The organism is Larkinella insperata, from assembly GCF_026248825.1.
In the GTDB taxonomy this organism is placed as follows: domain Bacteria; phylum Bacteroidota; class Bacteroidia; order Cytophagales; family Spirosomataceae; genus Larkinella; species Larkinella insperata.
Window position 1 is genome coordinate 536,053 of record NZ_CP110973.1, and the last position, 12,373, is coordinate 548,425.

Consider the following 12,373-nt stretch of genomic DNA (forward strand, 5'->3'; position numbering starts at 1 on the left):
AAAAATTAAAAGTAATGGGGAGCTTTCGGTTCAGGGTACTTATTTATTCCCTCATTCTATCATTCACTCATTCGCTCATTGCCTTCGGACACGTCGGCAGCCCGGGGGTGTTGGTGCAGAAACAGGCGGGAAACTATCAGATTCTGGTGAGTGTGGTGCCGCCGGACGTGGTGCCCGGCACGGCTAAGGTGACGGTTTTTGTGGAGAGCGGTCGCGCCAGAACCATTCAGGCCCGGCCCGTGTATTTTTTCGCGGGCGACGAGGGCGCTCCGGTTCACGACGAACTGACTCCGCTGGGCGACAACCGGTTCGAGGGCGTCGTCTGGATGATGGACTCCGGATCGTCGAGCGTTGAACTGCTCTTCGACGGCCCCGATGGCAAAGCCACCATCGTGGCCCCGGTCGTTTCGGTTCCGACCAAAATGGAGCCCATGTCCACCGGAACCAGCCTGGGTCTGGCGGCCCTCGGTGTGCTGTTGGTCGTTCTGCTGATTACAACCGTTGGCGCCAGTCTGGCCGATGGGACGCTGAAGCCCGGACAAGCCGTACCGGCTTCCTTTCGCCGGAAACGCCTGATCGGGATGGCAACTGCCGCCGTTTTGCTGACGGTCGGGTTAACGGGTTGGCGGACCTGGTGGAACAGCTGGGCCGACGATTACCGGACCGAACAATTATACGCTCCCCTCCCCATTACGTCAAAAGTGGAACCCGTTGACGGACGGAATCATCTGACGATCCGGATTGATACGTCGCATTTCGCGGAAAACCGCAGCAAACGCCGTCAGTTGAATTTCTTGGTTCCGGATCACGGCAAGCTGATGCACGCTTTTCTGGTCCGCACACCCAACCTCGACGCCTTTGCGCACCTTCATCCCGACCGGCGCACGGTCACTGACTTTCGGGCCGCCGTGCCCGATCTCCCGGCGGGGCAGTATCTGTTGTACGCCGATATTGTGTACCGCAACGGCTTTACGGAAACCCTTACCGATACCGTCACCATTCCCAAACAGGCGGCACCCGCGGTGAGTCAGTTACCGGACCCGGATGATAGCTGGCTGGTGGCACGACCGATGGGGGTAAAAGAAAACGCCGTCGGGCTGCCCCACCTCGACGACGACATGGTCTTGTGCGGTATTCCCGGCGCCAGTTCCAGACTGGCCGACGGCTCCAGCATGTTCTGGACCGACAAACCCGCGCAGGTTCTGGAAGTTGGCAAGCCCTACCGGCTGAAGTTCGCCGTGGCTGACGCGCAGGGCAAACCGGCCGCGCTGGAACCGTACCTCGGCATGGGGGGGCACGCGGCCATTGTTCGCTCCGACGGCACGGTTTATATCCACCTGCACCCGGTCGGCACCTATTCGATGGCCGCCGAAACGTTTCTGGTGGATCGCATTGCCGACACTACCCGCTATTTCCAATACCCCGACCCGACGGTTTTCCGCGACAGCATCGACCGGTACGTGACCCACCTGAAGCAACTGCCCGAACCGGAGAAAAACCAACAACTGATGGCCGGAATGCCCACCATGTCGCACCCGATGAAGGTTAACAACATGGTTGAGTTTCCGTATGCATTTCCGCGCGCGGGGCACTACCGCATCTGGGTGCAGGTGAAACGCAACGGCCGGGTGCTGACGGGCGTTTTTGACACACAGGTAAAGGAAAGTCTGATGTGATGGGCAGTAAAGTTGCGGGATTTTAAATAGCTTTTTGTCCGCACCGCCCTCACTTAACCCGCATTTTTGGCTTTCCTCTTTATCTTTACAAAAAGTCAAATCTGCGTCATGAGAATCGTGTTTGTATTGGGTCTTTGCTTTTTAACGTTAACCGGTAGTGCACAAACGAAAAAACCTGCATTGAAATCGGCGCCCGGAGCGGGCCAGCAAATCTATGAACAGTACTGCCTGACCTGCCATCAGGTCGACGGCTCGGGCGTTCCGAACCTAAACCCACCCCTGAGACAAACCGACTGGGTGCAGGGCGACAAAACCCGGCTGATCAACGTGATTCTGAAAGGGTTGCAGGAACCCATCGAAATCAACGGAGAAACGTTCGACAACGTGATGCCCGCGCATGACTTCCTGTCCGACAAGGAAATTGCCGACGTGCTGACCTTCGTGCGCAGCAATTTTGGGAACAAAGCCGATGCCATCACGGCCGAGGATGTGAAGAAAGTAAGAGGGGTAAAATAAACTGAACGGAGGATGCCCCGTTGGATTATGCGGATTAAATGACTAACTAGGATACTGGTTTGTTTACAGTACTCCTGCCCCATGAAAACGCTTCTTTTTTCTACGCTGCTCGCCGTTTGTTTAACGGTTTCTGGATTTGCCCAACCCAAGTCGCCGGTTGGCCTGCAATTGTATAGTTTTCGGGAACAGTTTCCGAAGGATGTCGAAGGGACGCTGGCGAAGGTCCGGGAGATGGGCTTCCGGGAGGTCGAACTGGCGGGCACCTACGGCCTGGCACCGGCTGATTTCAAGAAATTACTCGACAAATACGGCCTGAAACCGATCAGCACCGGCGCTTCTTTTGAAGACCTGGCCGGCAACGTCCCGAAAGTACTGGCCGAGGCCAAAGCCCTGGGCGTCAAATACGTGATGTGCGCCTGGATTCCGCACAACGGCGACAGCTTTACCCTCAACGATGCCAAATATGCGGTTGACGTTTTCCACACCGCCGGTAAGTTGCTGCGGGACAACGGTCTTTCGTTTTGTTACCACATCCACGGCTACGAGTTTCAGCCCTATCAGGACCAAACCTTCTTTGATTACCTGGTTGAAAACCTCGACCCCCGGTATGTCAACTTTGAAATGGATGTTTTTTGGGTGAAGCACCCCGGCCAGGACCCCGTTGCGCTTCTGAAAAAATACCCGGGTCGTTTTCCGCTCATGCACCTGAAAGACCGCAAACCCGGCACGCCCGGCAACAACACCGGCCACGTCGATGTGGAATCGAACGTCGCCATTGGGAAGGGTGATTTAGGGATTTCCGAGATCATGAAACAGGCCCGAAAATCAGGCGTCAAGCACTACTTCATTGAGGACGAATCCTCGCGTTCGATGGAACAGATGCCTGAAAGTGTGGCTTATCTGCGGGAAGTCCTGTAGGTTTTATTCAGCGCCAGGCAGACAGAGCGCGCAGCCTGCCCGGCATTCCTCTTGCTTTTTACCAGTCCCGTCAGGCCGGAACGTTCAACGATTTGCCGTTGGCGCGGTGCTTTTTCTCTGGATCGTAGGCGATGAAGAACGTCAGCCAGCTCCGCCGGGCCAAACGGAAGAAATACGGCGTCAGCAACACCAGCGTCGGCACCAGACCGATCAGGTAATAGTCCAGATCAACATTCAGCCATTTGACGGCCACAAAGAACGTGAGCAGGGTATAAATCGTGTAAAACGCATAGCTCACGAACATCGCTCCCCAGTAGAATCCGGGCTCGGGCATGAGCACTTCCCCACAATGCGGACATTTCTCGTGCATTTCATCAAAATGCCAGCTGTAAGCACTTTTGGTTACGAAGAAATCGCCCTGATGACAACGGGGGCATTTGTTGAACACAACGCTGTATAATCGATTGTCTTTTAACATGGCTATCGGAGTTTAATGTACCCTGGGTGGTGGTCCGTGAGTACAATGCAAAAGTACCCCCCAGAAGTGTTTTCCGGAAAGACAAAACCGGAGCGGTATGGTACAAATCAACGATCAGGCCAGTAGTGTCTGCCGAAACTCCGCGGGCGTTTGCCGGGCGTGTTTTTTGAAAAAACGAACAAAATAGGAAGGATCCTCAAAGCCCAGCTGGAAACCTATTTCCTTGATCGACTGGGCTGTATGCGTCAACAGGCGCTGCGCTTCAATCACCTGACGCTCGTGGAGCAGTTGGCTGGCGGTTTTTCCGAGTACTTTTTTGCAGATGGCATTGAGGTAATTGGGCGTCAGGTTCATCTGATCGGCGTACTGGCTTACCTCCCGCACGGTTAGAAACTGCCGTTCCAGCAACTCTTCGTACTGACGGATGCGGTCGTACAGATTCGTGTCGACCGTGGGCCGCTGCTCGGTATACAGCCGACTGGCGGTTTCCAGAATCAGGTGGACGAACGACAGAAAAACCTCCGACCGGTTGGGCAGATGCGCGTCGTACTCCTGCCAGGCATACTGAAACAAATCCTGAAAAAGCCCCGGCGAACCCGCCACCTCCAGCAGCGGCTGGTGCTGGTGCGAATGGTAAAACGGGTACTGAAACAACCGGCTCCCGAAACGGCTGCGGAAAAAATTGGCTTCGAAAAACAGGTTGAAACCTTCAATATCGGCCGATAATTGCCAACTGTGTACCTGCCCCGGCGTCAGAAAGTAGAGTTGGTGAGCCGCTACCGGGTACGTTTTGAAGTCGATGGTGTGCGTACCGCTTCCGCGGGTGATCCACATGACCAGATAAAACGTGTGCGAATGCGGTTTGTCGATGCCCTTAAACTCCTGCACCAGTTTCTCCAGCCGGGTCATGTAAAAAAGCGCGTTGGGCTCGTGCCGCGGAAATGCCTGGAGTTTATAGACGGGTACGGATACTGACATGGCGTTGGAAAAGGAGAAGCTAGACAAAAGAACGAAGATTCAGCAAAAATAGAACAATCGGATCTTTACTCTCTTATCTGCCTTCTCTGGGCTTTTTTACTGCACACTTGTTTTGGCGACCCGCTTCGCCCGCAAAAACCGGTTTAATTCATAGGCGTCGAAATTCGGGGCGGCCGGGTCCAGGCTCGAAATCCTGATCTGCCCCGATGCGTGAATAAACTCGTTGTTGCCGATCCACATGCCCACGTGAACCACGCGCTCGGGTTTGTCGAGGGTGGCCGGTTCGCCGAAGAACAGCAGGTCGCCGGGCCGGAGCTGGCTGAAGTTTTTGCCGGGGGTTTCAATCAGTTCGCCCACATTGACCTGCTGCGAGGCATCGCGCGGCAACTGCTGGCCGTTGAGCATGTAGACGGTTTTGGTGAAACCGCTGCAATCCATGCCTTTCACCGACGTGCCACCCCATAAATACGGTATTCCCATCAGGCTTTTGGCCGTGCTGACCAGCGCATCTTCGGTGGGCCGGGCCATCGCCTGCCAGCGATCCAGCCGCTGCGCATCCCGCTTGAGAACGTAGCCCGTCCGGCCGTCGGGGTAGCGCACCTGGTAGCACTGGCGCTGCTCGCTGACCAGTGCCAGCATGTCACCGGCCACAATGTCGGATACGGTTTGTGAACGCTTGCCGGATTCGCTGTACACAAAGCCGAACGGACTCGTGTAAATAATCTTTTCGGCCGCCTGCCACTGGTCGTAATCGGCTTTGGTCATGAGCTGCAGCGCGCCGGAATCCGTCCAGGAAATGTATTGATCAGGCGTCTGGACCTGGTACCAACTCCGGTCTTTATCCCATATTTTCAGCGGCATGCCCAGCAGGGCCTGCGTGGCCAGTTCGCCGGAATGGCGGGCGTTGGTGCGCAGGTTAGCCACCGATACATTAACAATGGCGTACACCTTTTCGCCCAAAGCCGGAGACGGCAGCAGTTGAATCTGATCCACCACGGGCCGGTCAGCCGCCTTAAGCTGGCTGAGCAACGCCTGTTTGGCTTCGGGCAGGTTGGTAAAGCCGGTCAGGTTGCCCGAGGAGTCGGCTTCGACGTTAAAAATGGCAACCCGTTTGTCGGGTGCATATTGCTTCTGAACGGCCTCGATAATCTGGCCGATGGATTGCGCAAAACCGTTGGCCGAAACCAGCAGAAGCAACAGGAATCCGGTAAAAATTTGTTTCATGATCGCCCTCTTGACAGATTATACAAAAATACAAAAGCCAGAGACGAATACGAATCTGGCTTTAGAGTATATAGGTGTATTTTTTCCGTTGGTGCTTTATTTCTTGGCGTGGAAAGCCAGCTTTAATTCGTCGCCCGTACTGGAGTCGGTGCCGGAGACGTTGAAGATAATAAAACCGCCGTCCGCGTCACCGATCCGGTCGCCACCGGCGTAGAGCCCGTAGTTGGAGCCGGATTTGCGCACTTCAACTTCCAGCTTTTCAATCAGTGCGACGGTTCCTTCCCCTTCAATGAACAGGTTCAGGTCCAGTACCACTTTTCCGTCGGACTTCTTCGCCATTTTAGCCGTTCCGGATGCAACCGTTTTGCCGCTCTCCACCAGGGGCAGGGTCGGCATTTCGATTTCGTTGGCTCCCTGGATAAAGTGGAAGGAGGTCAGTTTATAGGTTCCCGCTACTATTCCCGCCGGGGTTTCTACCGGTTCATTCGGTTGCGGGTCGTTGGGTTGCGGATCGTTGATGTCTTTTTTACAGGCCGTAAAAGCGACGAGGGCAAACAGGAAAATAAAGACTTTCTTCATCAGTAGAGTTGTTTTTGTTCGCTGCAAACCTAGCGCTCAGCCAACCCGTTATCAACTGATGGTTACATGAATCGTCATTTTGAGCATCTGAACCGTTTCCAAACGCTCTTGAACTCTACGTGGTGATTTTTAGTCGTCGTACTTCACCCGAAAGCGGCTCAGGTCGGGCGGATTGAGTCGTTTCCGGGTTACTTCGTAGTCAAAAAGAACCCGGCCCAGATTAGCCATGAACGGATGGCCAACGGTTTGGTAATCGTATCGGTTGTCGTTGAAGATACCGTCCTCGTTGCAGTAAATTACCGCCGATAGCAGAAATTCGATATTCTTTTCAAAATCAACGATGTAGGCGTTGTCGATCATGTAGCCGTACGCATCGCCGGCTTTGTTAAAAATCCGCACCGACGCCGGTATCCGACTCCTGGCGTCGCCAAACACCAGAAACTTGCCGTAGCTGTCGTAGTAGGTCGAATCGTATTTCGGGAACTTCGTTTCGCGCGGCCACTGCGAGAGGTAGCGGTATAAAAACCGGTAATCGTCGGCGGTCAGATCGAACTTGTTGCGGGCCGGTACCTCATCGGGAAACAACACCGCCCGCAGCATATCCTGCTGATCTTCCAAGGAGAAAAAGTTTTTCTCGGTAAAATCAAACGGCTCTTTCACCAGCGTGCCGCCTTTCAGGTAGCCAACACCCCGGCGAATGGGTCGGTCGGGCCGGAACAGTTTTTCGCAGACCTGCTCCGGTTGCCCGTACAAAACCGTATCCCCTCGCACGAACCGTACGGCATTGGTCCGGCGGTTCTGATCGGGCGTCAACGAAATGGAAAGCCGGTGTGTGATCCGCGTATTTTTGTAGCCTTTCTCGCGCAGCCGCTCGTTCAGTTCGCACGGGCCGATAAACTCATACAGGCGGTTGAAGGCGTCATTGTCGCTTACCAGCAGGATTTTTCGGATGTACTGCGCCACCGACGGCAAACCGGTTTCGGCCGTTGAATCCCTGCGAACGCCGATCTGGTAACTCGTGGAGTCGGTAAACATCGGCGTTTCAATCGACAGGTCAGGCTGTTTTTTTCGAAGCTGGTTGATTTTTTCCAGCGCCAGCAAAACCGTCGGGAGTTTGACGGTGCTGGCCGGGTAAAAATACCGGTCTTTGTTGAGCCGGTAGCGGTACGTCTTGAACAACGGACGGTTTTTCTCGTCGCGGTTGATCTGCGTATACAGGATCTGAACGTCGTATTTGGCCGGGTTATCCAGCACTTTACCAAACAGCTCCGGATTTTTCTTCAGCAGCTGTTCCAGAAACTTGTCGGTCTGCTGCGCCCGGGCAGGCCAACCACCCGTCAGCAGCGCCACGAGCAGCAGCGCGCGTGTCAGTGGTCCGACGCATTTTTTTTCGATATTACCCCGTTTTTCCATACAGGCAGTCGCCTAGTTGTTCGATGTCTTCCGGCTGATGCAAGGCGCTGATGACGATGCGCGTGTTGGGTTTGTCGGCGGGTGTTGGATAGGCAAACGAATAGATCAGAATCCGATTCGCTAACAAATACGAATATAACTGATCCTGCTCAGTATAAAAGACCGGATAAGCGGGAATATGCTGAAAGCGATCAGAAAGCCCAATGCGGTTTTCAAACCGGGCGATGTTGGTCTGTAAGCGTTCGAAAGCCGTGCGGTACAGCGCCTGCGCCCGGCCAAAGGCGTGGAGATAAGCCGGTGGTATGGGCGAGCACGCGCCGAAAAAAGCCGTGTGCCGGATGGCGCGAAGCGTTTCAGGGTCGGCAAAAATGACCCCGCCCGGCATTCCCATTGCCTTCGCCAGTGAAGCCGTCACAATCAACCGGACGTTCGCCCGGCGCGGAATCAGCGCCCCGACGCCACTGCCTTCCGGTCCGATGACGCCAAAACCGTGGGAATCATCGACCAGCAGCGTAACTTCCTGGCCGTCGGGGAGCCGGTTTACCCAATCGAACGAATAATCCACCGAACAGAGGGCATCCAGCGAGTTGAGCGCAATCACGACGTTTGGCGTAGCGGCTGCGGCCACCAGTTCGGGCAGTTGGTCGGTCCAGTCGGTAAACGAGACGGTCGGCAGGCTGGTGCTGGGGTCCTGCCAGATGGCCGGATGCGCCTTGGGGCCGTAAATAAACCCAAACCCCTGCGCCTTCAGCCAGTTGACCACGGCCTGCCCCGCCAGCATGCCGGATGAGAGCGTTAGGGCGGCTTCGGCCCGGGCAAAGGCGGCCAATTGGGCTTCTGCTTCCCCGTAAATGTTCAATTGCAGGTTGCCGTTGCGCGACGATCCGAACATGGTTCCGTACCGCGCCATGCCCTCGGCCAGCAGGGCCTGAAACGCCGGATGCTGCGCCATACCGAGGTAAGACGTACCGCTGAAAAACAAATAGTCCTGCCCATCGAGCTGGATGGTCCGGCCGGGCAGGTGATCAATGGTATAATAACTAGTCATACGTTCACAAAGCCGTGGGAGTCTTCTTCCGGCTGGTTACTTTCGCAAAGCGGCTCCCGTTCCGTTTTCCTGGGCGTAAACAACCCGGCCAAAGTCAAAGGTTACCCCCGTGGCGGGGTCGTTGGTGATGAGCAGCGTGCCGTCCATGTCCACGTAATCCAGCAGCGGCAACAATTGCCCGATGGCCGAGATTCCGACGCTGGTTTCGTTCATGCAGCCCACCATCACCTTCAGCCCCCGTTGCCGGGCATTTTCGATCATGCGCCGGGCGGGCGTCAGGCCACCGCATTTGGTTAGTTTGATGTTGATTCCGTGAAAGTACCCGGCGCAGCGTTCCACATCGCTTTCTACGATGCAACTTTCGTCGGCAATAATTGGCAGCACACTCTGCTCCATCACCCGTTTCATGCCGTCCCAGTCGTCGGCTTTGAGCGGCTGTTCGATAAACTCCACGCCCAGTTCTTTCAGGGCCAGCGCGTTTGAAATGGCGGTATGGGCGGTCCAGGCGCAATTGGCATCCACCCGGAAAACCGCATTGGTATGCTTCCGCAGTTCACGAACAATGGCCAGATCATCGGACGTACCGAGTTTTACTTTGTAGAGCGGCCAGGGCAGTTCCTGCATTTTCCGCACCATTGTTTCCACCGAGTCGATGCCGATGGTGTAATTGGTCAGCGGATTGCGGTCCGGGTCCAGATTCCAGTAGCGGTAAAGCGGTTTTCCGGCCCGTTTGGCCACCAGGTCATGTGCGGCTTCGTCCAGGGCACACTGCGCAAACGGGTTGTCTTTCAGGTGTTCATGCACCTGCTGCCAAAGCTCCTCGGCGGTCGTCCAGGCACCCGTTTCAATCCGCTCCCGAATGCTTTCCAGGTCGTCGATCATCCGGTCGATGGTAATGCTGTAGTATTTGTTGGACGTGGCCTCACCGAATCCGCTCCAGGAACCGTCCCGCAACTCGACAATGAGCGTCGGCTGGACATCGCGGGAATCGTGGGCAATGGTGAAGGTATGCTTTAATCGCAGGTCGAAACGGTGGAAATGAAGTGAAACAGGCATGAGGTAATGAATGCCGAATCCGAAAATCCGGCGTAAAAGTTGGTTTATTGGCGGTTGGCGACCATAATGGCCGTTAAGTCTTCGGCATTTTTCAGGTCTTGGGCAATCTTGCGGTTCCAGCGGTCCTGCTCGGCGTGGTTCAGGCCGTGCTGGGTTTCCGAATCGTACTGCTCCTGCCAGCGGTTCATGTCCCGGTACGCATCCAGGTACAGAAACTGCACGCGGCTGTTGTAATCGTCGAGATCCATCGCGTCGTCGGACACAATCCGCTGCTTGAACCGTTCGACAATCAGTTTGACAATATCGAAATGTTTCTGTTCATGGAGCAACCCGTAATCCGTCTTGCTGCCGGGCCGCACCCACGACATGCTTTTGACCATGAACGTCTTGAACGTCAGCTCCACCTGAATGTAACCGTTCACCCAGCGGCTGCGACCTTCGTACGAAAAAGTCGGAAAGATAGTGGCTGCATTCCGGCTGCCCAAACGGGGCTCGGCCTGAAAATCATCCCAGATCAGCGGACGCATCGGGCTGTAAAAAACCGTATCGCCCGACGCCTGCTGTACGGCGTGGTCGATCAGGACAAACTTGATTCCCTTTACCAGCGCCGGGCTTTTGTCGCGGTTGATTTTAACCCAGTTGGAAAGGTACTGCACCGCGCTTTCGAAAGCTTTGCGCCCCACCAGCTCCAGCCGGTCAGTCTGCCCGAACGACCGGGTGTAAATGGTTCGGGCGGTGTACGTCGTAAGCTGAACGGGTTTGCCGTCGCGCAGCACATCAAACGCCAGCTCCAGCCGACAGACCCCTTCGGCCTGGGTTTCATTCTTTACCTTTTCGGAAAATACAAACTCGCGAACCCGGATGATGATGGGCACCCGCGACGAATCGGGCCGGAAGCCGGAGCGCAGCAGTTCGGTAAAAACGTCGCTGACCTCGTCATTACTGCGCACGGGCATACTGCTTTTTGTGCTGGTCAGAATCGTGCCGAGGCTTGATTTGAGGGAACGTTCATCCCGAATCCGCAGCAGCGAAAACGTCGGCGCTTTCACGAAGACAGGATCTTTCCGAAAGGCAACCCATGCCGGTTGCTGCCACGCCAGCGACAGGTGCGGAAGCAGGAAAAAGAGTATGATATGCCTTAGTTTCACGTTACGTCTCCACAAGCGTTGGCCGGTGTTCTGAAAGATGCGGCTTTCATCTTCCCATACTCTTCACGCTTAACCGCTTGCGTTTCAAACCGAACGGTAGCCGTATCAGCGGAAGGTATAAACCGGAAATGCTTCGCCTTCAGCAAACTCGCTCCGGTCTGGCGGCAGTTCCATAAAACCGTCGCAACGGAGCAGGTTGGCGTAATCGGCCGAGCCACTCCCCGGTAAAGGTTCGGCCTGCCAGATGCCATCGGCGCTCACCGATAAACTCACGGGCAGAAAATAAGTTAGCTTGGGGATAAACGAAATCGAACGTTTTAATCGTACGACCGACGGCTGCACCACCGACAAACCCAGCGAAGCCCGCAACCACGGCAGCAGATAGCGGTATGCACACAAAAAGGTAGAAACGGGATTACCGGGCAACCCGAAAACCACTTTTCCCGCATCCGACGTACCAAACCAGAGGGGCTTGCCGGGCCGCTGTGCCACCTGATGAAACTGCTGCCGGACGCCCAGCCGCTCCATCACCCCGGGCACAAAGTCGGCTTTCCCGGCCGAAACGCCCCCACTCAGAACCAGGGCATCGAAATCCGTCAGCAAAGTTTTCAGGTCGGTTTCCATCGTATCGGCCTCGTCGGGCAAGTGCAGCAACACGGTTTCGGCCCCGGCGGCTTGCAGCACCGTTTGCAGCAGGTATGTATTCGAGCGCCGGATCTGGTACGGTTTGGGGGTTGCCGCCACATCAACCAGCTCGTCGCCCGTCGAAATCAGGGCAATCCGCGGCAGTTTACTCACCAGCACCGTGGCCTTTCCGACCGATGCCGCAACGGCCATCTCCGGTGGTCCCAGCCGCGTTCCTATGGGCACCAGCTCCTCGTTCTGCTTCCGGTCCGTAGCCTGGTGGTGCACGTTTTGCCCCGGCTTGATGTCGTCGATCTGGATCTGGGCAACCCCGTCGGTGATCTGAACATCTTCGTAGCGAATGACGGTATCGGCTCCGGCGGGCAGCATGGCCCCCGTCATCACCTCCAGGCACGCGGTTTCGTCCGCCAGCGTTTGCGCGGGTTGACCGGCAAACTGCGCTCCCGCCACCCGAAACTGCCGCTGGCCGCTCGTCCAGGTCCGGTAGGCAATGGCAATACCGTCCATCGAAACCCGGTTGAAGGGCGGCAGGTCGCGGTCGGCGGTCAGCGGTTCGCGTAACACCCGCCCGGCGGCCTGGACGAGCGGTATGGCTTCGGTCGGCAAGACCAGCGGGTTATTCAGAACAATCGAGTAAGCGTCGGCAACGGAGATCATCGGCAAGTTTTTTGCAAAAGAACGCATTGATGGCTAC

Annotated in this window: 12 protein-coding genes; 3 read left to right on the plus strand and 9 right to left on the minus strand. The window is 55.9% G+C overall.

Translation table 11 applies throughout. The annotated features are described in order from the left end of the window. Positions 1 to 14: 14 nt before the first annotated feature. The 3 genes from OQ371_RS02040 (at position 15) to OQ371_RS02050 (ending at position 3,110) form a co-directional block, all read left to right on the plus strand. Positions 15 to 1,676: a DUF8832 domain-containing protein gene (locus tag OQ371_RS02040; RefSeq protein WP_265992046.1), complete on the plus strand. Its 1,662-nt coding sequence runs from the start codon at positions 15 to 17 to the stop codon at positions 1,674 to 1,676. A 180-nt stretch (positions 1,677 to 1,856) separates the two neighbouring features. After that, entirely contained in the window at positions 1,857 to 2,192 is a 336-nt protein-coding gene (locus tag OQ371_RS02045; RefSeq protein ID WP_265992047.1) for a c-type cytochrome, read from the plus strand. An 81-nt stretch (positions 2,193 to 2,273) separates the two neighbouring features. Continuing rightward, positions 2,274 to 3,110, plus strand: coding sequence for a sugar phosphate isomerase/epimerase family protein (locus tag OQ371_RS02050; RefSeq protein WP_265992048.1), 837 nt, complete (start codon positions 2,274 to 2,276; stop codon positions 3,108 to 3,110). Positions 3,111 to 3,180: 70 nt separating this feature from the next. On the opposite strand, the gene OQ371_RS02055 is transcribed toward OQ371_RS02050, so the two are convergent. The 9 genes from OQ371_RS02055 to OQ371_RS02095 form a co-directional block, all read right to left on the minus strand. Next, on the minus strand, positions 3,181 to 3,588 hold the full coding sequence (locus OQ371_RS02055; protein ID WP_265992049.1) for a DUF983 domain-containing protein: 408 nt from the start codon (positions 3,586 to 3,588) through the stop codon (positions 3,181 to 3,183). A gap of 114 nt (positions 3,589 to 3,702) precedes the next feature. Continuing rightward, a complete protein-coding gene (locus OQ371_RS02060) occupies positions 3,703 to 4,566 on the minus strand; it encodes a helix-turn-helix domain-containing protein (RefSeq protein ID WP_265992050.1) in 864 nt (287 codons plus the stop codon). A 96-nt stretch (positions 4,567 to 4,662) separates the two neighbouring features. Further along, a complete protein-coding gene (locus OQ371_RS02065) occupies positions 4,663 to 5,790 on the minus strand; it encodes a C40 family peptidase (RefSeq protein WP_265992051.1) in 1,128 nt (375 codons plus the stop codon). A 96-nt stretch (positions 5,791 to 5,886) separates the two neighbouring features. After that, entirely contained in the window at positions 5,887 to 6,369 is a 483-nt protein-coding gene (locus tag OQ371_RS02070; protein WP_265992052.1) for a hypothetical protein, read from the minus strand. Between the two features lie 129 nt (positions 6,370 to 6,498). Beyond that, positions 6,499 to 7,782 carry a serine hydrolase gene (locus OQ371_RS02075; protein WP_265992053.1) on the minus strand — a complete coding sequence of 428 codons (1,284 nt, stop codon included), beginning with the start codon at positions 7,780 to 7,782 and terminating at the stop codon, positions 6,499 to 6,501. Beyond that, positions 7,766 to 8,830 (minus strand): aminotransferase class I/II-fold pyridoxal phosphate-dependent enzyme, encoded by a 1,065-nt coding sequence (locus OQ371_RS02080; RefSeq protein ID WP_265992054.1) that lies wholly within the window; start codon positions 8,828 to 8,830, stop codon positions 7,766 to 7,768. The genes OQ371_RS02075 and OQ371_RS02080 overlap by 17 nt, the downstream gene beginning before the upstream one ends. Positions 8,831 to 8,866: 36 nt before the next feature. After that, positions 8,867 to 9,886, minus strand: coding sequence for a dipeptide epimerase (locus tag OQ371_RS02085; protein ID WP_265992055.1), 1,020 nt, complete (start codon positions 9,884 to 9,886; stop codon positions 8,867 to 8,869). Positions 9,887 to 9,930: 44 nt separating this feature from the next. Further along, positions 9,931 to 11,034 carry a DUF922 domain-containing protein gene (locus OQ371_RS02090; RefSeq protein WP_265992056.1) on the minus strand — a complete coding sequence of 368 codons (1,104 nt, stop codon included), beginning with the start codon at positions 11,032 to 11,034 and terminating at the stop codon, positions 9,931 to 9,933. A 105-nt stretch (positions 11,035 to 11,139) separates the two neighbouring features. Further along, positions 11,140 to 12,363, minus strand: coding sequence for a molybdopterin molybdotransferase MoeA (locus OQ371_RS02095; RefSeq protein ID WP_265992057.1), 1,224 nt, complete (start codon positions 12,361 to 12,363; stop codon positions 11,140 to 11,142). Positions 12,364 to 12,373 lie beyond the last annotated feature (10 nt).